22 protein-coding genes are annotated in these 20593 nt (G+C 71.7%); 15 read left to right on the forward strand and 7 right to left on the reverse strand.

Features of this window, described 5'->3' with window-relative positions:
• Positions 1-87: 87 nt before the first annotated feature.
• A complete protein-coding gene (locus ACLJN9_RS25540; protein WP_410814126.1) occupies positions 88-1488 on the reverse strand; it encodes an ATP-binding protein in 1401 nt (466 codons plus the stop codon).
• A gap of 29 nt (positions 1489-1517) precedes the next feature.
• Positions 1518-2207 (reverse strand): response regulator transcription factor, encoded by a 690-nt coding sequence (locus tag ACLJN9_RS25545; RefSeq protein ID WP_088990407.1) that lies wholly within the window; start codon positions 2205-2207, stop codon positions 1518-1520.
• A gap of 73 nt (positions 2208-2280) precedes the next feature.
• Between ACLJN9_RS25545 and ACLJN9_RS25550 the strand changes: the two genes are divergently transcribed.
• Entirely contained in the window at positions 2281-3201 is a 921-nt protein-coding gene (locus ACLJN9_RS25550) for an ADP-ribosylglycohydrolase family protein (protein ID WP_410814127.1), read from the forward strand.
• 241 nt (positions 3202-3442) lie between these two features.
• Here the strand turns inward: ACLJN9_RS25550 and ACLJN9_RS25555 are convergent, their stop codons facing one another.
• On the reverse strand, positions 3443-4321 hold the full coding sequence (locus ACLJN9_RS25555; RefSeq protein WP_410814128.1) for a DUF1775 domain-containing protein: 879 nt from the start codon (positions 4319-4321) through the stop codon (positions 3443-3445).
• Between the two features lie 218 nt (positions 4322-4539).
• Here ACLJN9_RS25555 and thrS point away from each other — a divergent pair, with 218 nt between their 5' ends.
• Both thrS and ACLJN9_RS25565 read left to right on the forward strand, forming a co-directional pair.
• On the forward strand, positions 4540-6543 hold the full coding sequence (thrS, locus tag ACLJN9_RS25560; protein ID WP_410814130.1) for a threonine--tRNA ligase: 2004 nt from the start codon (positions 4540-4542) through the stop codon (positions 6541-6543).
• Positions 6544-6643: 100 nt separating this feature from the next.
• Complete coding sequence (locus tag ACLJN9_RS25565; RefSeq protein ID WP_410814325.1) at positions 6644-7156, forward strand: HIT family protein; 513 nt, start codon at positions 6644-6646, stop codon at positions 7154-7156.
• Between the two features lie 37 nt (positions 7157-7193).
• Here the strand turns inward: ACLJN9_RS25565 and ACLJN9_RS25570 are convergent, their stop codons facing one another.
• Positions 7194-7676: a hypothetical protein gene (locus ACLJN9_RS25570; RefSeq protein ID WP_410814132.1), complete on the reverse strand. Its 483-nt coding sequence runs from the start codon at positions 7674-7676 to the stop codon at positions 7194-7196.
• A 98-nt stretch (positions 7677-7774) separates the two neighbouring features.
• On the opposite strand from ACLJN9_RS25570, the gene ACLJN9_RS25575 reads away from it, so the two are divergent.
• On the forward strand, positions 7775-8833 hold the full coding sequence (locus tag ACLJN9_RS25575; RefSeq protein ID WP_410814133.1) for an aldo/keto reductase: 1059 nt from the start codon (positions 7775-7777) through the stop codon (positions 8831-8833).
• A 38-nt stretch (positions 8834-8871) separates the two neighbouring features.
• Here ACLJN9_RS25575 and ACLJN9_RS25580 read toward each other — a convergent pair whose 3' ends face one another.
• On the reverse strand, positions 8872-11028 hold the full coding sequence (locus tag ACLJN9_RS25580) for an elongation factor G-like protein EF-G2 (RefSeq protein ID WP_410814134.1): 2157 nt from the start codon (positions 11026-11028) through the stop codon (positions 8872-8874).
• A 251-nt stretch (positions 11029-11279) separates the two neighbouring features.
• Here ACLJN9_RS25580 and pgsA point away from each other — a divergent pair, with 251 nt between their 5' ends.
• The 6 genes from pgsA (at position 11280) to pdxT (ending at position 16287) form a co-directional block, all read left to right on the forward strand.
• Positions 11280-11909, forward strand: a complete 630-nt coding sequence (gene pgsA / locus ACLJN9_RS25585) for a phosphatidylinositol phosphate synthase (protein WP_410814136.1) — start codon at positions 11280-11282, stop codon at positions 11907-11909.
• A gap of 37 nt (positions 11910-11946) precedes the next feature.
• A complete protein-coding gene (locus ACLJN9_RS25590; RefSeq protein WP_410814137.1) occupies positions 11947-12876 on the forward strand; it encodes a phosphatidylinositol mannoside acyltransferase in 930 nt (309 codons plus the stop codon).
• 11 nt (positions 12877-12887) lie between these two features.
• Positions 12888-14048, forward strand: coding sequence for a glycosyltransferase family 4 protein (locus ACLJN9_RS25595; protein ID WP_410814138.1), 1161 nt, complete (start codon positions 12888-12890; stop codon positions 14046-14048).
• 84 nt (positions 14049-14132) lie between these two features.
• Positions 14133-14636 carry a hypothetical protein gene (locus ACLJN9_RS25600; RefSeq protein ID WP_410814139.1) on the forward strand — a complete coding sequence of 168 codons (504 nt, stop codon included), beginning with the start codon at positions 14133-14135 and terminating at the stop codon, positions 14634-14636.
• Positions 14637-14773: 137 nt separating this feature from the next.
• A complete protein-coding gene (gene pdxS / locus ACLJN9_RS25605) occupies positions 14774-15691 on the forward strand; it encodes a pyridoxal 5'-phosphate synthase lyase subunit PdxS (protein WP_410814140.1) in 918 nt (305 codons plus the stop codon).
• The gene (gene pdxT, locus ACLJN9_RS25610; RefSeq protein ID WP_410814141.1) at positions 15688-16287 is read left to right on the forward strand and encodes a pyridoxal 5'-phosphate synthase glutaminase subunit PdxT; all 600 of its coding nucleotides are present in this window, start codon (positions 15688-15690) and stop codon (positions 16285-16287) included. Before pdxS ends, pdxT begins: the two co-directional genes overlap by 4 nt.
• A gap of 12 nt (positions 16288-16299) precedes the next feature.
• Here pdxT and ACLJN9_RS25615 read toward each other — a convergent pair whose 3' ends face one another.
• Complete coding sequence (locus ACLJN9_RS25615; RefSeq protein WP_410814142.1) at positions 16300-16860, reverse strand: NADPH-dependent FMN reductase; 561 nt, start codon at positions 16858-16860, stop codon at positions 16300-16302.
• Positions 16861-17048: 188 nt separating this feature from the next.
• On the opposite strand from ACLJN9_RS25615, the gene ACLJN9_RS25620 reads away from it, so the two are divergent.
• Together ACLJN9_RS25620 and ACLJN9_RS25625 are read left to right on the forward strand one after the other, a co-directional pair.
• A complete protein-coding gene (locus ACLJN9_RS25620) occupies positions 17049-17525 on the forward strand; it encodes a MarR family winged helix-turn-helix transcriptional regulator (protein ID WP_410814143.1) in 477 nt (158 codons plus the stop codon).
• Positions 17526-17764: 239 nt separating this feature from the next.
• The gene (locus ACLJN9_RS25625) at positions 17765-18517 is read left to right on the forward strand and encodes a YebC/PmpR family DNA-binding transcriptional regulator (RefSeq protein WP_410814144.1); all 753 of its coding nucleotides are present in this window, start codon (positions 17765-17767) and stop codon (positions 18515-18517) included.
• 38 nt (positions 18518-18555) lie between these two features.
• Here the strand turns inward: ACLJN9_RS25625 and ACLJN9_RS25630 are convergent, their stop codons facing one another.
• On the reverse strand, positions 18556-18786 hold the full coding sequence (locus ACLJN9_RS25630) for a hypothetical protein (RefSeq protein WP_410814145.1): 231 nt from the start codon (positions 18784-18786) through the stop codon (positions 18556-18558).
• 504 nt (positions 18787-19290) lie between these two features.
• On the opposite strand from ACLJN9_RS25630, the gene ACLJN9_RS25635 reads away from it, so the two are divergent.
• Genes ACLJN9_RS25635 through ACLJN9_RS25645 form a run of 3 tightly spaced genes read left to right on the forward strand, consistent with a single transcriptional unit; the run spans position 19291 to position 20569 of the window.
• A complete protein-coding gene (locus ACLJN9_RS25635; RefSeq protein ID WP_410814147.1) occupies positions 19291-20169 on the forward strand; it encodes a helix-turn-helix domain-containing protein in 879 nt (292 codons plus the stop codon).
• Positions 20162-20353, forward strand: a complete 192-nt coding sequence (locus ACLJN9_RS25640) for a DUF397 domain-containing protein (protein ID WP_410814149.1) — start codon at positions 20162-20164, stop codon at positions 20351-20353. The genes ACLJN9_RS25635 and ACLJN9_RS25640 overlap by 8 nt, the downstream gene beginning before the upstream one ends.
• Positions 20354-20377: 24 nt before the next feature.
• Positions 20378-20569 (forward strand): DUF397 domain-containing protein, encoded by a 192-nt coding sequence (locus ACLJN9_RS25645; RefSeq protein ID WP_410814151.1) that lies wholly within the window; start codon positions 20378-20380, stop codon positions 20567-20569.
• The last annotated feature ends 24 nt before the right edge of the window (positions 20570-20593 follow it).

Consider the following 20593-nt stretch of genomic DNA (forward strand, 5'->3'; position numbering starts at 1 on the left):
TCTGATCCTGTCAGCCGGCGCCCGCCGGATCACGATCGTTAACCGCGATCTAAGGAAGACTTGCGCCGGCACACAGCCCTGGCCTGCTCAGTCGTCGGTGGGGCGCTGCCGGGGCCAGCGACGGCCCGTCTTCTGGTCCCGGCCGTCCCGGGCCATCCGGCCGACCAGGCCGAACCTGCTGACCTGTCGGGGCGTGGCCTCCGGGTCGGCGAGCAGCATCACCACACTCGCTCCGCCCAGCCGGGCGCGGTCGATGCTCACCGACCCGTTGGCCTGCAACGCCACCCGCTTGGCAATGTCCAGGCCCAGCCCCGTCGACCCCTGGTCGCTGGCACCCCGGCGCAGCGCCCGGTCCGGATTGGCGATGCCGGGGCCGGCGTCGTCGATCCGGATGGCCACATAGCCGTCCCGGCGGGACACGGCCACCTCGAACGCCGTGCCCTGCGGTGTGTACCGGAAGACGTTGCCGATGACCGCGTCCAGCGCGGCGGCCAACTCGGCGCGCGGCACCGGCGCCGGGATCCGCAACTGCGCGCCGTTCACCCGGTGCGGCCGGTTCTGGTCACCGGCGAGTGCCGCCCAGAACACCATCCGGTCCCGGACCACCTCGCTGACGTCACACATCGCCGGCCCGGCCTCGTGCGCCACCGCCTTGCGGGTGGTCTTGATCAGGACGTCGATCTCACCCTCCAGGGTGACGATCGCCTGGCGGATCCGCCGGATGCCGCGCAGCCGGTCCAGCTCAGCCGGGCTGAACGAACCCACGCTGGTGTCGTCGGACTCCAGCGCCTCCGCGTCGAGGCGCAGCACCGTCAGCGGGGTGCGCAGCCGGTGTGACAGGTCGGCCACCAACTCCCGCTCGTCGGTGCGGAAGGCGTCCAGGCGGTCGGCCATCCGGTTGAACGCGTGCCCGGCCTCGGCCAGCTCCCGTGGGCCGCTCGGCTCCACCCGGACACCCAGGTCGCCGTCGCCGATCGAGAGAGCGGCCTTGACCAGGCCCCGGGTCGAGTCCACCGCGCGCGCGGCGACCCGGTCGACCACCACCACCGCCGCACCGGCCATCGCCGCGCCGACCGCGAACAGCAGCAGCCAGGTGCCGCCGGCACCCTCACCCAGCGCCGAGTCGGGCACGAACACCTCGACCACGGCGGTCCGATCGCCGAGGACCACCGGGTCCAGTCGGATCAACCCGCCGTCGACGTCCGCGTTCAGCGAGCGCCGGTCGGCACGCGCGCGGTCCAGGTCGTCGTCGGTGGCGCGGCCGGCGGACTCGTCCAAGCCCAGCCCGTACACCACCGGCAGGGCGGGCGCGCCCTCGCCGCTGGCCGCCACGGCCCGCTCGATGACCGTCGGGTCGGTGCTGACCGCCAGCGCCCCGGTCACCAGCGCGCTGCGTCGGGCCGCGTCGGCGATCGACTCGTCCCGGGTCTGCTCGCGCAGGCTCAGCCCGAGCGGAATCAGGAAGGCGAGCGCGACGAGACTGCACATGCCGGCCGTGAGCAGGGCCAGCGCCGTCCTCAGTCCGGCGCCACCAGCCGGAACCCGACCCCCCGCACGGTGCGCAGGTAGCGGGGCTTCGCCGCGGACTCGCCCATCTTTCGGCGGAGCCAGTACAGGTGAACGTCGATGGTCTGATCCTCGCCGACCGATGGCTGCCGCCATACCTCCTCCAAGAGTTCCCGGCGGGACACTACCCGCCCGGGTCGTGCGGCGAGATACGCCAGCAGGTCGAATTCTTTGCGGGTGAGCGCCAGCGGCTCCCCGTCGAGCAGGGCACTGCGCTCGCCGACGTCCACCCGCAGCCCGCCGACGCTGTGCACCGCGGGCTGCACGGTCCGGCTGGCCCGCCCGGCCCGGCGCAGCACGGTCGTGATCCGGGCGTCCAGGTGCGCGCCAGTGAACGGCTTGACCATGTAGTCGTCGGCGCCGGCGCGCAGCAGCTTGACCACCGACTGCTCGTCGTCCCGGGCGGTGGCGATGATGATCGGTACGTCGGTGATGCCGCGCAACATCCGCAGCGCGTCCGAGCCGTCCAGGTCGGGCAGGCCGAGGTCCAGCACCACCAGGTCAGGTGTCTCCGCGGCGACCCGGCGCAGGGCGTCCAGCGCGGTGCCCACGGCATGCACGGCGTGCCCCCGGTCGGTGAGGGACCGCAGCATCGCGCCGCGTACGACGTGATCGTCTTCGACCAGGAGCACGGAGGCCACCCCAAGACCGTACTTGCCCTGGCAAGTCGACAGCGTTGCGACGTACCTGGTGAGCGGGCAAGCTGGTACGACGATGTCCTTCACTCTGTTCGCCGACGCCCGCCTGGCACTCGCCCGGGACAGCCTCGCCGGCCTCTCGACCGGCGACGCGCTCGGCGCACAGTACTTCGCGCCGGAGTCACAGCCGGCGGACCTCGCCGCGGGCTCCCTGCCACCCGGGCCGTGGGCGTGGACCGACGACACCGAGATGGCGTGCTCGGTCCTCGCCGAGTTGGCCGAGTCCGGCGGCATCGACCGGGACCGGCTGGCGCTGTCGTTCGCCGAGCGCTGCGCGCCGGGGCGGGGCTACGGCCCGGGCGCGATGCTGATCCTGCGGCTGATCCGGACCGGCACCCCGTGGCCGGTGGCGGCCGCGTCCGCGTTCGACGGCCAGGGTTCCTGCGGCAACGGCGCGGCGATGCGGGTCGGCCCGTTGGGCGCGTACTTCGCCGACTCGACCGCCCGCGCCGCCGCGCAGGCCCGCGCCTCGGCCGAGGTGACCCACGCGCATCCGGAGGGGACCACCGGTGCCGTCGCGGTGGCGGTAGCCGCCGCGCTGGCCGCTCGGGCCCGCCTCGACGGGCACCGACCGGCCCCGGAGCGGTTGCTCGCGGGGATCGCCGCCGCCATCGACCCGGGCACCGAGGTGCACCGCAGTGTGCAGCGAGCGGCCGGGCTGCTCGGGCGCCCGCTGCCCCGGGTGGTGGCGGAGCTCGGCAACGGCTCCCGGGTGACCGCCCAGGACACCGTCGGGTTCACGCTCTGGGTGGCCGCCACCCACCTGGACGACTACCCGGCGGCGATCCGGGTCTGCGTCCGGGCCGGCGGGGACGTGGACACCACCGCGGCCATCGTCGGCGCGGTGGTGGCGGCGCACACCGGCGTCGGCACACCCGGCGGGGTACCCGAGTCGTGGCTGGCCGCCCGCGAACCGCTGCCGACCTGGGCGTCCTGAGGGTCTCGGCCCTCGCCCCGAGCACCGCGTGCTCGCTGGACTGCGGAGGCCCGCACGGTTCTGCCGCCGCCTTTGCTCTGCTTCAACCCGCGCAACACTTCCGCGCCGTCGCTGTCGCCTCGGTTGAAGCAGAGCAAAGGGCCTGCATGCCACATGCCATGCCGCGCTGCGAGCGAGCCGCGGACAGGCCGACGTTCCGCTGCCGTTCGATGGGACGCGGTGTCCGGGGTGCGGCGGTGGGTCAGCCGGCGCGGACCGGGGTGCCGACCGAGGCGCCCTCCGCGTCACCGTGCTCGGGCGTGTCGTCCGCTTCGCCGGTGACGTCGGCCAGCGCCGCGCGTTCGGCCGGGTCGGGTCGGCGCCACCGGCTGACCAGCCAGCCGATCGCCGCGCCGCCGCCCAGCCCGGTCAGCAGCCCGGCGGCCAGCATCACATCCGTACCCCCCGACCCGCCGCCGCCTCCCGACCCGTCGCCAGCGCCGCTCGCATCGTCCGCCGAATCGACACCGGAGTCGGCGTCGATCGCCGGACCGGCTGCCGGACCGCCGTGCCCGCTGTGCCCTGCGGCGCCGGCCGCGCCCGCCGCCGCCGGCAGCAGGGTGAGCACCGGAGCCCGGTGTGACCCGCTGGCGTCCGCCCACCGGACCACCGTGCCGTCGGCGTACGTCTGGATCACCTCGAAGGTGAGCCGCTCGGCTTGCGGCAGCGGACCCATGGACAGCGCCAGCCGGGCCGGCCCGGGCTCGCTTCCGTCGACCCGGATCCAGGTCACCGCGGTTGTCGCCGTGCCCACCGCGCTGGAGTGGATACCGGTGACCGGTGTGTCCAGGGTGCGGGAGCTGATCCGAGGTGCCCAGCCGGTCACCGACATCGGGTAGACCTCGGCCACCGGCGCGTCGGCCGGCAGCCGGACCTCGATCTGGCGGGTCGTCGTGCCGGCCCGCTCCTCCGGCACGGTGAACTCCAGCCGCACCGCGTCGCCCTGCCGGGCCTGGGTCGGGGTGGTCGTCACGTCCGCCGCGCGTGCCGCGCCGGTCCAGCCGAACAGCAGCCCCGCGGCGGTCAGCGTGGTCGCCGCCGCGATCCGCCGTCGGCGGTCACCGCCGTGCGTGCTCGCCATCTCGTGCCCCCATCCGTGTCGACGCGACCGGCACCGGTTTCCGGCCACACCACCTAGTTCGGCTGGAAGCGGCGAAAGGTTCAACGCCGACCGCGTTGATCGCGGCTCCTCGTGCCGCGGCACGAAGAAGGTGCCCTTCCGTGGCTGGGGTGGGTGGACCGATAGCATCGGCAGGAGCCGAGCATCGGCGCCGTTTCGTACCACTTGGAGGAGTCACCGTGTCCGCACCCCGTACCCCCGCCGTGGCCGACCCTGTCGTCGTCGCCGCCGGGACGACGGCGGCCGACGCGGTGGCCGCGGCCGGACTGCCCGCGAACGGCCCCAAGGCGATCGTGGTGGTCCGTGACCCGGAGGGTCGGCTTCGTGACCTGGACTGGTCGCCGTCCGTCCAGACCGCCGTCGAGCCGGTCAGCCTGGACTCGCCCGACGGTCTCACCGTGCTGCGCCACTCCACCGCGCACGTGCTCGCCCAGGCCGTCCAGGACGTCTTTCCCGACGCCAAGCTGGGTATCGGCCCGCCGATCGAGAACGGCTTCTACTACGACTTCGACGTCGAGAAGCCGTTCCAGCCCGACGACCTCAGCAAGGTCGAGAAGCGGATGCAGGAGATCGTCAAGTCCGGGCAGCGGTTCCGCCGCCGCCGCTTCGGCAGCCTCGACGAGGCCCGCGCCGAGCTGGCCGACGAGCCGTTCAAGCTGGAGTTGATCGAGGTCAAGGGCGAGGGCCTGGACACCGACGAGGTGATGGAGGTCGGCGGCGGCGAGCTGACCATCTACGACAACCTCGACGCCAAGGAGGACAAGGTCTGCTGGTCGGACCTGTGCCGCGGCCCGCACCTGCCGAACACCCGGCTGATCGGCGCGTTCAAGCTGATGCGCTCGGCCGCCGCGTACTGGCGCGGGTCGGAGAAGAACCCCCAACTGCAGCGGGTGTACGGCACCGCGTGGCCGACCCGCGACGAGCTGAAGGCGTACCTGAAGCTGCTGGAGGAGGCCGCCCGGCGCGACCACCGCAAGCTCGGTGCGGACCTGGACCTGTTCAGCTTTCCCGACGAGATCGGCTCCGGCCTGGCGGTCTTCCACCCCAAGGGCGGCATCATCCGGCGGGAGATGGAGCACTACTCGCGGCGGCGGCACGAGGAGGCGGGGTACGAGTTCGTCAACACCCCGCACATCACCAAGGCGCAGCTGTTCCAGACCTCCGGGCACCTGCCCTACTACGCGGACACCATGTTCCCGCCCATGCAGCTGGAGGGTGCGGAGTACTACCTCAAGGCGATGAACTGCCCGATGCACAACCTGATCTTCGGGGCGCGCGGGCGGTCGTACCGGGAGCTGCCGCTGCGGTTCTTCGAGTTCGGCACCGTCTACCGGTACGAGAAGTCCGGCGTGGTGCACGGCCTCACCCGGGTTCGGGGGCTGACCCAGGACGACTCGCACATCTACTGCACCCGTGAGCAGATGGCCGGCGAGCTGTCCACGCTGCTCAGCTTCGTGCTGGACCTGCTGCGCGACTACGGGCTGGACGACTTCTACCTTGAGCTGTCCACCCGCGACGACTCACCCAAGTTCATCGGTGACGAAGCGGACTGGGCCGAGGCCACCGAGGCGCTGCGGACCGCCGCCGCGACCTCCGGGCTGGAGCTCGTTCCCGACCCGGGCGGCGCGGCGTTCTACGGGCCGAAGATCTCGGTGCAGGCGCGCGACGCCATCGGCCGGACCTGGCAGATGTCCACCATCCAGGTCGACTTCAACCAGCCGGAGCGGTTCGGGCTGGAGTACCAGGCCGCCGACGGCACCCGGCAGCGGCCCGTGATGATCCACCGTGCGCTGTTCGGCTCGATCGAGCGGTTCTTCGGCGTGCTCACCGAGCACTACGCGGGTGCGTTCCCGGCCTGGCTGGCTCCGGTGCAGGTGGTCGGCATCCCGATCCGCGAGGACCACACCGACTACCTGCACGGCTTCGTCGCGGCGCTGCGCGCCGAGGGCATCCGGGCGCAGGTGGACGCGGGTGACGACCGGATGCAGAAGAAGATCCGTACCGCCCAGCAGCAGAAGATCCCGTTCATGGTGATCGCCGGTGACGACGACGTGGCCGCCGGCACGGTCTCCTTCCGCTACCGCGACGGCTCCCAGCGCAATGGTGTGCCGATCGCCGAAGCGGTGACCCACGTCCTGGACGTGGTCAGCTCGCGGACCAACATCGGCCCGTCCGCCGCGTAGCGTGATGATCGCGCGCGGCCGGGCGGGGCGCGCGCGACCTTCCGCGGCTGAATAGGATCGGCTCGTGACAGGGGCGGAACGGCACACGGACATCGACGGCATGGCGGACGGCCTGGACCGGCTCTGGACACCGCATCGGATGACCTACATCTCCGGCGAGGACCGCCCGGCCGAGGGCTACGAGAAGCCCACCGGCTGCCCCTTCTGCCGGGCACCTGGGCTGCCGCCGCAGGAGAGCCTGGTGGTCGCCCGCGGTGAGCACGTGTTCGTGGTGCTCAACCTCTATCCCTACAACCCCGGGCACCTGCTGGTCTGCCCCTACCGGCACGTCGCCGACTACACCGACCTGGACGTGCCGGAGACCACCGAGCTGGCGTCGTACACCCAGACCGCGATGCGGGTGGTCCGCAAGGTGAGCAACGCGCACGGCTTCAACCTGGGCATGAACCAGGGCGGGGTGGCCGGCGCGGGGATCGCCGCCCACCTGCACCAGCACGTGGTGCCGCGTTGGGGCGGCGACGCGAACTTCATGCCGGTGATCGGCCGCACCAAGGTCCTGCCGCAGCTGCTCGGTGACACCCGCGACCTGCTCGCCCGCGCCTGGCCGTCCTGACCTGTCGCGCCGGCGCGCGGCCCGCGCGACGGTCCGGCTAGCCGGCGCGCAGCACGGCGGTCAGCTCCGGCCAGCTCTGCACCCGGTGTACGCCGGGCAGCAGAGCGGCGTGTGCGGCGACCTCGGCCGGGCGGGGCCGGAACAGGTAGCGGTGCGGCACCGAGTCGAGGTAGCCGAGCACCTCCAGCTTGTCGTCCACGAAGTGGGTCAGCCCGAGCTGCCGGGCGATCGGTGCCTTGGCCGGTCGGGTCCGGCAGAAGTGCACCCGCTCGACGGGGATGCCGGTGCGGGCCGGGAAGTCGTGGTGGGCCAGCCACTCCCGGGTCCGCCGCTCGATCGACTCGCCGCACTTGGAGACCAGGTGAACCTCGTCGAACGCCGGGCCGAGCGCCGCGAGCGCGTCGAACGCGCCATCCACGCTGGGCGTACGCAGGTAGCGCCGGCCGAAGAAGGACGTGTCGGCATCCTTGTCCGCCGGTTCGATGATCACGCCGCCGATGTCCACACCCAACCGCCGCATGCCGACGATCATGCCGCACCGCGGGGGCGGCCGCGCTGTGGCGTACCCGGCTCGGGAACTGCTACGCCCCGACCCCACCGAGGTGGCACGATCGGCCGATGGCAGTCACGACACGGACGTTGGGGCGCAGCGGCATCGAGGTCAGCGCTCTCGGCATGGGGTGCTGGGCGATCGGCGGCCCCTGGGCGGAGGGCACCCAGCCGCTGGGCTGGGGCGCGGTCGACGACGACGAGTCGGCGCGAGCGGTACGCCGCGCGCTCGACCTGGGAGTCACCCTCTTCGACACCGCCGACACCTACGGCGCCGGGCACGGCGAGCGGGTGCTCGGCCGGGCACTCGCCGGCCGCCGTGACGAGGCTGTGATCGCCACCAAGTGGGGCTACACCTTCGACGAGACCAGCCGGCAGGCGACCGGGGAGGACGCGTCGCCGGCGTACCTGCGGCGGGCGGTGACCGACTCGCTGCGTCGACTGGACACCGACCGGATCGACCTCTACCAACTGCACCTGGCCCACCTGCCGGTGCCCCGCGCCGAGGCGCTGATCGGCACCTGCGAGGCCCTGGTGACCGAGGGCCTCATCCGGGCGTACGGGTGGAGCACCGACCGCCCCGACCGAGCTGCCGCGCTCGGGCAGTCCGCCTCGGGCGCCACCGCCGTCCAGCACACCCTGTCGGTGCTGCGCGACGCCCCCGAGCTGCTCGCCGTCTGCGACAAGTACGACCTGGCCAGCGTCAACCGGGCACCGTTGGGGATGGGACTGCTCACCGGCAAGTACTCGGCCTCGTCGACACTGCCCCGCGACGACGTACGCGGGTTGACGCCGGGCTGGCTGGAGTGGTTCCGCGGCGGCCGACCGGCGCCGGAGTGGCTACGCAGGGTCGGGGCGGTCCGCGCCGCGCTGACCGCCGACGGGCGCACCCTGGCGCAGGGCGCGCTGGGCTGGATCTGGGCGCGCAGCGGGCGCACGATTCCGATCCCGGGCTGCCGGACCGTCGCGCAGGTCGAGGAGAACGCCGCCGCGCTGCACCAGGGGCCACTGCCCCCGGACCAGTTCGCCGAGGTGGAACGCCAGCTCGCCGCCCTGCGCACCGCCGCGCTGCGCGACGCCGACCGCCCCCACTGGGCCCGCGCCACCCATCCGAGCACCCACCCCTGACCCACCCCCCCGGCCGGGGGTGGGTCAGCGGCGGGAGGTTACCGGGTGTGTTCTTTGCGGGCCTGGTCGGCGAGGTGGCTGGGCATGGGGTCGTGGCGGACGAAGTCGCGGCGGAAGGTGCCGGCGCCGGCGGTCATCGAGCGCAGCTCGACGGCGTAGCGCAGCAGCTCGCTGGCCGGCACCTCCGCGTGGACCAGGGTTCGGCCCTCGGCGTCGGAGTCCGGCTCGGTGCCGAGCACCCGGCCGCGCCGGCCGGACAGGTCGCCCAGCACCGCGCCCACCGAGCCGTCCGGCACCCGGATGGTCACCTCGTCGATCGGCTCCAGCAGCGCCGGCTGGCCGCGCTCGGCGGCGTCGCGCAGCGCCAGGGCGCCGGCGGTCTGGAAGGCGGCGTCGGAGGAGTCGACGCTGTGCGACTTGCCGTCGACCAGGGTCACCCGCAGGTCAACCACCGGGTGACCGGCGACCAGGCCGCGTTCCAGTTGAGCGCGGACGCCCTTCTCCACGGACGGGATGTAGTTGTGCGGGACCGCGCCGCCGACCACCCGGTCCACGAACTCGAAGCCGCCGCCCCGGGGCAGCGGCTCCACCTCGATGTCGCAGACCGCGTACTGGCCGTGGCCGCCGGACTGCTTGACGTGCCGTCCGTGCCCCTTCGCCGGCACCGTCAGCGTCTCGCGCAGCGACACCTTGACCGGTTCGGTGTCCAGGTCCACGCCGCCGGCGCGCAACCGGTCCAGTACGACGTCCGCGTGCGCCTCACCCATGCACCAGAGCACCAGCTGGTGGGTCTCCGGGTTGCGCTCCAGCCGCAGCGTGGGATCGCCGGCGACCAACCGGGCCAGGTTGCGGGCCAGCGCGTCCTCGTCGGCGCGGCTGCGGGCGACGATCGCCACCGGCAGCAGTGGCTCCGGCATCTCCCACGGCGCGATCAGCAGCGGGTCCTCCTTGGCCGAGATGGTGTCGCCGGTCTCGGCGCTGCCCGACTTGGTGATCGCGCAGATGTCGCCGGCCACGCAGAGCGACACCTCACGCAGGGCGGCGCCCAGCGGGGTGTAGATGTGCCCGACCCGCTCGTCGGCGTCGTGGTCGGGGTGCCCGCGCTCGGCCATGCCGTGCCCGGAGACGTGCACGATCTGGTCGGGGCGCAGCGTGCCGGAGAAGACCCGGACCAGCGAGACCCGCCCGACGTGCCGGTCGACGGTGGTCTTGACCACCTCGGCGACCAGCGGGCCGTCCGGGTCGCAGGTCAGCGGCGGGCGCGGTGAACCGTCCACGCCGGTGACCGCCGGCAGGTCGTGTTCCGGTGGCGACGGGAACGCGGCGGTCAGCACCTCCAGCAGCGCGTCCAGCCCCACACCGGTCTCGGCGCAGACCGGCACCACCGGGTAGAAGTGACCCCGCGCGACGGCCTTCTCCAGGTCGTCGATGAGCACCTCGGTGCCGATCTCCTCGCCGTCGAGGTAGCGGTCCATGAGCGTCTCGTCCTCGCTCTCGGCGATGATCCCCTCGATCAGCTCGTTGCGGGACTCGTCGATGGCCGGCTGGTGCTCCGGGTCCGGCTCGCGGACGTCGGCGGGCAGCCCCGCTGTGTAGTCGAAGACCCGGCGGGTGATCAGACCGAGCAGGCCGACGGTGGAGACGCCGTCGTCGCCGAGCATCGGCAGGTAGAGCGGCAACACGTTGTCGCCGAAGACCCGCTGGCAGAGCGCGACGGCGTTGTCGATGTCGGCGCGGGGGTGGTCCAGTCGCGTCACCGCCACGGCCCGGGGCATGTCGACCGCCGCGCACTCCTCCCAGAGCGCCGCGGTGGCCGCGTCCATCCCGTCGACGGCGGAGACGACGAAGAGCGCCGCGTCGGCGGCCCGCAGCCCGGCGCGGAGCTCACCGACGAAGTCGGCGTACCCGGGGGTGTCCAGCAGGTTGACCTTGATGCCGTCGTGCAGGAGCGGAGCACAGGACAGGCTCACCGACCGCTGCTGGCGTACGGCCGCCGGGTCGTGATCGCCGACCGTGGTGCCGTCGGTCACGTTGCCGGCCCGGCTGATCGTGCCGGTCGCTGCGAGCAACGCCTCGACCAGGGTCGTCTTGCCCGCCCCGGAGTGCCCGACGAGCACCACGTTGCGAGCCGTGCCGGGTTCGGTCACCATCGGCGTGCCGCCGGTGGAACCCTTCTCCTGACTCTTCTGCGCCATGGGGCGCACCTCCCTCAGCCGGTGATTGGTGGCGACTGCCGCGCGAGGTGGAAGCGGCCCGGGGCGAGTGCGCGGCGATATCTTCCGGTGGTCTGCTGCACAGCGGAAACGGGACGGGCGGACGGGTGAGCTGGCTCACCTTCTGGCTCGATCTCACACCCATTGCCGGGTAGGCACAAGCTTCCCCCGGGCGGGTCGACGGGACCGGCCGTATCGCCGGAGCTGGGCGGACCGTTATCGTGGGGACCGCCATGGCGAAGATCTTCCAAGTGTCGGCCCGCGCGGGGATGACCCGCGTCGTCGAGCCGATCGCACGCGCACTGCTCCGCGCAGGCGTCACTCCCAATGCCGTCACCGTCGCGGGCACCGTCGGTGTGCTCGTCGGCGCGCTCGGCTTCGGTGCCCGCGGCCATCTGGTCGCCGGCGCGATCATCGTGACCGTGTTCGCGCTCACCGACCTGCTCGACGGGACGATGGCCCGGATGAGCGGCGGCTCCACCCGGTTCGGCGCGTTCCTCGACTCGAGCATGGACCGGGTCGCCGACAGCGCCGTCTTCGGCGCGGTCGCCTACTGGCTGGCCACCCAGAACGACCATTCCGGGGTGGCCGCCGCGCTGCTCTGCCTGGCCGCCGGCGGGCTCGTCTCCTATGTCAAGGCCCGCGCCGAGGGGCTGGGCATGACCGCCAACGTGGGCGTCGCCGAGCGCACCGAGCGGCTGCTGATCGTCGGAGTCGGCGGAATCCTCACCGGTCTCCACGTTGACCCGGCGCTGGAGATCTCGCTCTGGCTGCTCGCCGCCGTGTCGATCTTCACGGTGGGGCAGCGGGTGGCGCACGTCTACCGCCAGGCCCGACAGCTCCAGCCGGACGGCCAGAGATGAGATCGACCCGGCGCCGGACGACCGGCGGCGGGGCCCGGTGAACCTCACCGAGCTGGGCTACGTCGCGGGCTGGCGGGTGCTCCGCGCGCTGCCCCGGCCGCTGGTGGCCGCGGCCTTCCAGGCGGGCGCGGACCGCGCCCACCGCCGCGCCGGCGGGGGTACGGCTCGACTGCGCGCGAACCTGCGCCGGGTGGTCGGCCCGGAGCTGCCCGAGACCGAGCTGGACGACCTCGTCAAGCGCGGGCTGCGCTCCTACGCCCGCTACTGGATGGAGGCGTTCCGGCTGCCCACGCTGAGCCGGGCGCAGATCCTGGCCGGGTTCCGGCTCGACGGTGCCGAGATGCTCGCCGCCGACGTGGCCGCCGGCCGGGGCGCGGTGGTGGCGCTGCCGCACGCCGGCAACTGGGACGCCGCGGGCGCCTGGGTGGCGGCCACCGGCTGGCCGATCACCACGGTCGCCGAGCGGCTCCCGGAGGGCGTGTACGAGCGTTTCCTGGCCTTCCGGGAGGGTCTGGGGATGGAGATCCTGCCCACCCACGGCGGGCCGCGGCCGGCGTTCGACGTGCTGCTGGACCGGCTTCGCGCCGGCGCGGTGGTGCCGCTGCTGGCCGACCGGGACCTCTCCGCCCGTGGGGTGGAGGTCGACTTCTTCGGCGCCCGGACCCGGATGCCCGCCGGCCCGGCGCTGCTCGCGCTGCACACCGGGGCGCCGCTGTACGTGGCCTCGATGTGGTACGAACCGGACAGGGCGTGCGCTTCCCTCGCCGGCCCGTTGCCGGGGCCCGGGCCCGAGGCGGGACCACTGGACCAGCGGGTCCGGTCGCTGACCCAGCTGATCGCCGACGGTCTGGCGGCGGGTATCGCCCGGCATCCGGAAGACTGGCACATGTTGCAGCGGATGTGGCTGGACCAGCGGAGAACGGGTGGCGGCACCGCGTTGCCCCCGCCGGCCGCCGGTCAGGCCTGAGGGGGTGACGCATGCGGATCGGCATCGTCTGCCCGTACTCCTTTGACGTCCCCGGCGGCGTGCAGAACCACGTGATGGACCTCGCCGAGGCGCTGATCGCGCTCGGCCACCAGGTCAGCGTGCTCGCGCCGGCCGACGAGGATTCCCCGCTGCCGACGTACGTGGTGTCCGCCGGTCGTGCCGTCCCGCTGCCGTACAACGGCTCGGTGGCCCGGATCGCGTTCGGCCCGGTCTCCACCGCCCGGGTCCGGCGCTGGATCACAGGCGGTGACTTCGACGTGCTGCACGTGCACGAGCCGCTCACGCTGAGCCTGTCGCTGCTGGCGGTGCTGTCGGCCCGTGGCCCGGTGGTGGCGACCTTCCACACCGCGATGACCCGTTCGCGGGTGCTGGCCGCCGCGCAGGGGGTGCTCCAGATCGTGCTGGAGCGGATCACCGCCCGGATCGCGGTCAGCGCGCTGGCCCGCAAGGTGCAGGTCGAGCACATGGACGGCGGCGCGGTCGAGGTCCCCAACGGGGTGGCGGTGGCCAAGTTCGCCGACGCCGAGCCGTTGCCCGGCTGGCCGGGGGAGTGCACCCCGGGCACCGGCGGCACGCTGGGTTTCCTGGGCCGTTTCACCGAGCCCCGCAAGGGCTTCCCGGTGCTGCGTGACGCCTTCGTGGAGCTGGCCGCCACCCGCCCCGACCTGCGGCTGCTGGTCGCCGGACCGGGCGACCCCGACGACCTGTACGACCAGTTCCCGGCGGCGCTGCACGACCGGGTGACCTTCCTCGGTCTGGTGTCCGAGCCGGACAAGGCGCGGATGCTGCGCAGCGTGCACCTGTACGTGGCGCCGAACACCGGCGGCGAGTCGTTCGGCATGATCCTCACCGAGGCCCTGGCCGCGGGCACCACGGTGGTCGCCAGCGACCTGGACGCGTTCCGGCGGGTCCTCGACGGTGGCCGGGCCGGGCGTCTCTTTCCCACCGGCGACCCGGCGGCGCTGCGCGACGCGCTGGCCGGATTGCTGGACGATCCGGCCGGCCGGGCCGTGTTGAGCGCCTGCGGCGATCAGGTGGTGCGGAATTTCGACTGGCCGGTGGTTGCTCGCCGCGTTCTGGAGGTATACGCAGCGGCGATCGAGGCAACCGACGGGCGTGTCATCGACCAGGAATGGGTGGGGCTGGGCTGAGCCGGTGTGACGCAAGGTGCGGGCGCTGATCGGGTGACCGGTGCGGTCGTACCCGGACGGTGGAGAAACGGAGCAAGCACGACGATGCCGCACATGTGGTGGGTGGTGCCCGCGACCGTGGTCGTGGGGCTCGTCGCGGCGTACCTGATCTGGACCGCCGGCCGGGTCGAGCGGCTCCAGGTCCGCGCGGAGCTGGCGGCCCGGGCTCTCGACGCGCACCTGCTGCGTCGGGCGGCGGCCGCCGCCGTGCTGGCCGAGCAGCGGTTCGGCGTCGAGCTGTACGCGGCGGCCCGGATCGCCCTGGACGCCGGCCCCGACGAGCGGGAGGCGGCGGAGAACGACCTGACCCACCAGCTGCGCGGGCTGCGGCTCGACCCGGCCGATCCGGACTGCGGCGCGGTCGTCGCCGCCAGCCGGCGGCTCGCGCTGTCCCGTCAGGTGCACACCGATCTGGTACGCGACGCGCGATCGGCGCGCAGCCGGCCGCTGGTGCGTCTGTTGCGGATGGGGCGGGGTCACCAGTGGCCGCGCTACTTCGACATCGACGAGCCGACCCTGGTCGCGCCGGCGGACGTGCCCGCGAGCTGATCGACAGCTCCCCGGGGCCGGTGACGAGTGCCACTGTGCAGGCCACCGGGGGTCTGATTGGCTGTCGGTACGGCGTTCACCTCCACGTAGCATTTTTGCTGCCACCCCCCACAGCACGACCCGAGGAGCGTTGACCCGTGTCCGAAACCACCGCCCCGAACTCCGGTACCACCCCCGTCGTCGGCACCGCCCGCGTGAAGCGGGGCATGGCCGAGATGCTCAAGGGTGGCGTGATCATGGATGTGGTCAACGCCGAGCAGGCCAAGATCGCTGAGGATGCCGGCGCCGTCGCGGTGATGGCCCTGGAGCGGGTGCCCGCCGACATCCGCGCTCAGGGCGGGGTGTCCCGGATGAGCGACCCCGACATGATCGACGGGATCATCGAGGCGGTCTCCATCCCGGTGATGGCCAAGGCCCGCATCGGCCACTTCGTGGAGGCGCAGATCCTGCAGTCCCTCGGCGTGGACTACGTCGACGAGTCCGAGGTGCTGACCCCGGCCGACTACGCCAACCACATCGACAAGTGGGCCTTCACGGTCCCCTTCGTCTGTGGTGCGACCAACCTGGGTGAGGCGCTGCGCCGGATCACCGAGGGCGCCGCCATGATCCGCTCCAAGGGCGAGGCCGGCACCGGCGACGTCTCCAACGCCACCACCCACATGCGGAAGATCCGCCACGAGATCCGCCGGCTCTCCTCGCTGCCAACCGACGAGCTGTACGTCGCGGCCAAGGAGCTGCAGGCCCCGTACGAGCTGGTCAAGGAGGTCGCCGAGAGCGGGAAGCTGCCGGTGGTGCTGTTCACCGCCGGCGGGATCGCCACTCCGGCCGACGCCGCGATGATGATGCAGCTCGGCGCGGAGGGCGTCTTCGTCGGCTCTGGCATCTTCAAGGCCGGCAACCCGGCGCAGCGCGCCGCCGCGATCGTCAAGGCCACCACCTTCCACGACGACCCGGACGTGCTGGCCAAGGTGTCCCGGGGTCTCGGCGAGGCGATGGTCGGCATCAACGTCGACGAGATCCCGCAGCCGCACCGCCTGGCCGAGCGCGGCTGGTGAGCGTGATCGGTGTGCTCGCGCTGCAGGGGGACGTCCGCGAGCACATGGCGGCGCTTGCCGCCGCGGGCGCGGACGCCCGCCCGGTCCGCCGTCCGGCGGAGCTGGACGCGGTCGACGGGCTGGTCATCCCCGGGGGCGAGTCCACCACCATCAGCAAGCTGGCCGACATCTTCGGGATGCGCGAGCCGATCGACAAGCGGATCGCCGGCGGAATGCCGGTCTACGGGTCCTGTGCCGGCATGATCATGCTGGCCACCGAGGTGCTCGACGGCCGACCCGACCAGCAGGGTTTCGCCGGCATCGACATGACCGTCCGACGTAACGCCTTCGGGCGGCAGGTGGACTCCTTCGAGGCGCCCGTGGAGATCAGCGGTGTCCCGGGCGATCCCTTCCACGCGGTGTTCATCCGCGCGCCGTGGGTCGAGCGGGTCGGTGCCGGCGTCGAGGTCATCGGGCAGGTGACCGGTGGCCCGGCAGCCGACCGGATCGTGGCGGTCCGGCAGGGCAACCTGCTGGCCACCTCGTTCCACCCCGAGCTGACCGGTGACCTGCGGGTGCACGCGTACTTCGTGGAGCTGGTCCGGGCGGCCCGCTGACCCGGTGCCGGCTCAGCTGGTCGCCCGCAGCGTGCGCAGGGCACCGCCCCAGGCGACCAACTCGTCGAGCATCATCCGCAGCTTGTCCGGCTGCCGTCCGCTGGGCCGAACCTGTCCGTCGGTGATGTCCCTGCCCAGGGTGAGTGTCACCTGGCTCCGTACGTCGGCGAGTTTCAGCTCCCCGGCGATCAGCCGCAGGTGCTCCGTGGCGCGGCTGCCGCCGTCCACGCCGTAGCTGACGAACCCGGCGACTTTGTCGTTCCACTCCGCGTAGAGGTAGTCGATCGAGTTCTTCAGCACCCCGGTCGTGGAGTGGTTGTACTCGGGGGTGACGAAGATGTACCCGTCGTACGCGGCGACTGTCGCGGCCCACGCCTGGGTGTGGGGCTGTTCGTACCGGTCGAAGATCGGTGGCGTCGGCTCGTCGAAGTGCGGCAGCGGATGGTCGGCCAGGTCGACGATGTCGAACGAGGCGTCGACCCGATCGGCGGCGATCTTGCGTACCCAGTCGGCGACCAGGGGCGCGACGCGACCTGGCCGGGTGCTGCCGATGATGATGGCGATGCGGATCATGCTGACTCCCTCGTGGTCTGTCGGACGGGGACGTGGGCTGTCGGGCTGGCCGGCGTGGGGTCTCGGCTCCTGCTGCGGACGTGAATCCATCCCGCCTCCTCCGAGCGCATGTTGGTCAGACCAACATGTGCTCGGCGACGGTAGCAGCTCTACGTTGGTGTGGCCAACATGCGGTCTATGCTGGCCGCGTGGACGAGACTCCGATGCCTCCGGCGGGTACTCCCGTGCGGTTACGCAGCCTGCCGACCTGGCTGCTGAACCATCTCGCGATCGAGGCGACCCGGGTGGTCGGCGACCGGCTCGGCCACCCCAGCCTGCGGTCGGACTACGCCGTCCTGGCCACCCTGGAGGAGGGTGGCCCGGCCAGCCAGGCGACGCTGGGCCGCCGGCTCGGGAAGGATCGCAGTGACGTGGCGGGGATACTGGACCGGCTGGAGCGGGACGGGTTCGTGCTCCGGGCGCCCGATCCCGCCAACCGTCGCCGTAACGCGATCACCCTTACGCCGTCCGGTGCGCAGGAGTTGGCCCGGCTCCACGTCCAGATTGAGCAGGCGCAGGACGCTCTTCTGGCACCGCTGACCCCCGGCCAGCGCGCGGAGTTGACCACCCTGCTCCAGACGCTCACCGAGCACCACCGCGCGATCCGGCGGGCCGGCCAGGCATGACGGCTCGGACCGAGAGATTTCTCCCGGTTCGTGGGCATCCGATGGCCGTGCAGGGGCCGGGCGCAGTGCGGCGCGTGACATCCACCCGAGGGGCGTCGGTAGGATTGCGGAGATTCGGCAGGGCCATCTGCCCGCCACGGCTTCCACCAGAGCTGACCGGCACCTCCGCGTGCGCCGGCGGGAGCGGGGGCGTGTGCGGTGCGGTCGATGCAGACGGCGGGTAGCAACGGAGGTAGAAGATGTCCGGCCACTCAAAGTGGGCGACGACCAAGCACAAGAAGGCCGTCATCGACGCCAAGCGCGGCAAGATGTTCGCCAAGCTGATCAAGAATGTCGAGGTGGCCGCGCGGATCGGCGGCGGCGACCCCACCGGCAACCCGACGCTCTACGACGCCATCCAGAAGGCGAAGAAGAGTTCGGTGCCGAACGACAACATCGACCGCGCGGTCAAGCGCGGCTCCGGCCTGGAGGCCGGCGGCGCCGACTGGCAGACCATCATGTACGAGGGTTACGGCCCGAACGGCGTGGCCATGCTCATCGAGTGCCTCACGGACAACCGCAACCGGGCGGCGACCGAGGTGCGCACCGCGCTGACCCGCAACGGCGGCTCGCTCGCCGACGCCGGCTCGGTGTCGTACATGTTCACCCGCAAGGGCGTGGTGATCGTCCCCAAGACCGGCACCAGCGAGGACGACGTGATGTTGGCCGTCCTCGACGCCGGCGCCGAGGAGGTCAACGACCTCGGTGAGGCGTACGAGGTGGTCTCCGAGCCGACCGACCTGATCGCGGTCCGCACCGCTTTGCAGGACTCCGGCATCGAGTACGAGTCGGCCGAGTCCTCCCTCATCCCCAGCATGAACATCCCGCTGGACGAGGATGGCGCGCGCAAGATCTTCAAGCTGATCGACGTCCTGGAGGACTGCGACGACGTGCAGAACGTCTACGCGAACTTCGACGTCAGCGACGACGTGATGGCAGCCGTCGACGCCTGACGTGCATCGATCGGCAGGCCCGCAACGCTCCGGACACCTCACCCACCGCCGTGGGTGAGGTGTTCGTGTTTTACCTGTAGCCCGTTGAGCTGCACAAATATGGTCCGTCGGGTCACGGCGTCCATCTTCGGCCCGAGCTCGTAGCCATCGAGCCAGCACCACCCGTCGTAGGTGGGCCAGTCGAGAACCCTGATGACGCGGAAGAAGATCGGCCGCGTGAACTGGACGCTTGCGGCGCGCGTGACGTGCAGCAGGTCACCCGCCTTCACGGCCGTCTGTCTTCCTGTCCCGCCAGGCCCTCAGGTGATCGCACGCCTCCGTGAGCCGAGGGCACTCCCCGTCCGGCGAGCACTTGGAACAGACGTTGCGGTGGTGGAAGTCGACCACGTAGCCAGCCATGATCACGAGGAACGGCGGCTCGGGTCGAATCTGCTCACGCATCGTGCCGACCAGTGCGCTGGTTGCGGCGAAGCTTGGTCTCACGCTGTTGGGGAGGCTCGCTGGGGGCGTACGCACCTGTTCGGCCCGGGAAGCTCGTGCGCTCCACCACGTCGATCGGTTCGTCCGGTCGCTGAAACCACTTCCATCGGCACATCGGTCGCCTCCGAGATCATCGCGGCTACGGCATCTACCAGCCACAATCCGCGAGTCGACCACGATTCTGCAACGTCTCACTCAGAAATTGGCGCTGAGAGATTGACGCTGTGTCATCTGGCCGTGCAGGCTGTTCCAAATGAGACAGACGAACGCGCGGAGCGAGACTGGGAGGTCGGGTGAGTGAAGGTGGTTCGTCCGTCCCAAGGCGGCAACTCGGACGACTGCTGCGGCAGGCACGCGAGGAAGCAGGGATCAACTTGGAGGCTGCCGCCAAGGATCTTGAATGGTCCCGAGCCAAGATGTATCGGCTGGAAAGTGGCCAGACCTCGCTACGTACACATGATGTGGTGTTGATGTGCCAGCACTACGGCACGTCGGCCGAGTTGACGGAGGTGTTGTGCAGCCTCGCCAAGGAGAGCAAATCCCGCGGCTGGTGGCACGCCTACGGTGACGTGATCCCCGGCTGGTTCGAGTTGTACGTGGGACTGGAGGCCGCAGCCTCTCGTGTACGCCAATATGAACCGACCCTGATCCCTGGGCTGCTCCAGACCCCCGAGTACATGGCGGCGGTGTTCGAAACCAAGCCCGGTCGCACCGCGGACGAAGTGGCGCAGAAGGTCGCTCTGCGGATGGAGCGGCAGAAGCTGCTGGTGAGGCGCAGCCCGGTGGCCCCGCGCCTTGACGTCGTGATCGATGAAGCGGTGGTCCGAAGGCCCAGTGGTGACATCGAGGGCTGGCGGGCCCAGCTTGCTCATCTGGTGAACGCTGCGCAGGCTCCGAACGTCTCCGTTCGTGTCCTGCCACTGGGGATCGGGCCGCACCGAGCGTCCGTTGCCGGAGCCTTTGTGTTGCTTGATTTTCCGGCGGTCGGCACGCGGCCGGCAGAGCCCAGCACGGTCTACAGCGAGTCTCTGACGGGCAGCCTCTACCTGGACCGTCCGAGTGAGGTACAGACGTACTCTGAGGTCTGGCAAGCGCTCTGGGATCTTGCCCTGACCGAGCGTGCGTCGGAGGATCTGGTGAGCACGGTGATCAAGGAGACCTACGATGAGTGACGTGACTGGTGCCCTCTGGCGCAAGAGCACGCGTAGTGGCAATGAAGGCAACTGCGTAGAGGTTGCCGACAATCTTTCCGGGGTCGTGGGCGTCCGGGACAGCAAGGACGTCGAGGGGCCGGTACTCACCTTCACGCCGGCTGCCTGGTCGGCCTTCGTGACGCTCGCGACATCAGCCGAATAGCCCGTGAGGCCGCAGGGAGGCACCATGTTCGATCTGAGCGGCGCGGCCTGGCGCAAGAGCACCAGGAGCAGCGATTCAGGCAACTGCGTCGAGGTTGCCGACAACATCGTCGACGTCGTGGCCGTCCGGGACAGCAAGGACGCCGAGGGGCCGGCGCTCACCTTCACCCCGGCAGCGTGGTCGGCGTTTCTGGCGCTCGCACGATCAGGCGAATAGCCGGTAGGGCCTCGTTGCCTGCCC

Source organism: Micromonospora sp. 067-2, assembly GCF_046549295.1.
Classification (GTDB): domain Bacteria; phylum Actinomycetota; class Actinomycetes; order Mycobacteriales; family Micromonosporaceae; genus Micromonospora.

What these genes read in the sequence shown, in the direction of transcription:
- ACLJN9_RS25540 (WP_410814126.1), bottom strand. Translation starts at nt 1,488, where the DNA reads ATGTGCAGTCTCGTCGCGCTCGCCTTCCTGATTCCGCTCGGGCTGAGC.
- ACLJN9_RS25550 (WP_410814127.1), top strand. Translation starts at nt 2,281, where the DNA reads ATGTCCTTCACTCTGTTCGCCGACGCCCGCCTGGCACTCGCCCGGGAC.
- ACLJN9_RS25555 (WP_410814128.1), bottom strand. Translation starts at nt 4,321, where the DNA reads ATGGCGAGCACGCACGGCGGTGACCGCCGACGGCGGATCGCGGCGGCG.
- ACLJN9_RS25565 (WP_410814325.1), top strand. Translation starts at nt 6,644, where the DNA reads ATGGCGGACGGCCTGGACCGGCTCTGGACACCGCATCGGATGACCTAC.
- ACLJN9_RS25570 (WP_410814132.1), bottom strand. Translation starts at nt 7,676, where the DNA reads ATGCGGCGGTTGGGTGTGGACATCGGCGGCGTGATCATCGAACCGGCG.
- ACLJN9_RS25575 (WP_410814133.1), top strand. Translation starts at nt 7,775, where the DNA reads ATGGCAGTCACGACACGGACGTTGGGGCGCAGCGGCATCGAGGTCAGC.
- ACLJN9_RS25580 (WP_410814134.1), bottom strand. Translation starts at nt 11,028, where the DNA reads ATGGCGCAGAAGAGTCAGGAGAAGGGTTCCACCGGCGGCACGCCGATG.
- pgsA (WP_410814136.1), top strand. Translation starts at nt 11,280, where the DNA reads ATGGCGAAGATCTTCCAAGTGTCGGCCCGCGCGGGGATGACCCGCGTC.
- ACLJN9_RS25595 (WP_410814138.1), top strand. Translation starts at nt 12,888, where the DNA reads ATGCGGATCGGCATCGTCTGCCCGTACTCCTTTGACGTCCCCGGCGGC.
- ACLJN9_RS25600 (WP_410814139.1), top strand. Translation starts at nt 14,133, where the DNA reads ATGCCGCACATGTGGTGGGTGGTGCCCGCGACCGTGGTCGTGGGGCTC.
- ACLJN9_RS25615 (WP_410814142.1), bottom strand. Translation starts at nt 16,860, where the DNA reads ATGATCCGCATCGCCATCATCATCGGCAGCACCCGGCCAGGTCGCGTC.
- ACLJN9_RS25625 (WP_410814144.1), top strand. Translation starts at nt 17,765, where the DNA reads ATGTCCGGCCACTCAAAGTGGGCGACGACCAAGCACAAGAAGGCCGTC.
- ACLJN9_RS25640 (WP_410814149.1), top strand. Translation starts at nt 20,162, where the DNA reads ATGAGTGACGTGACTGGTGCCCTCTGGCGCAAGAGCACGCGTAGTGGC.
- ACLJN9_RS25645 (WP_410814151.1), top strand. Translation starts at nt 20,378, where the DNA reads ATGTTCGATCTGAGCGGCGCGGCCTGGCGCAAGAGCACCAGGAGCAGC.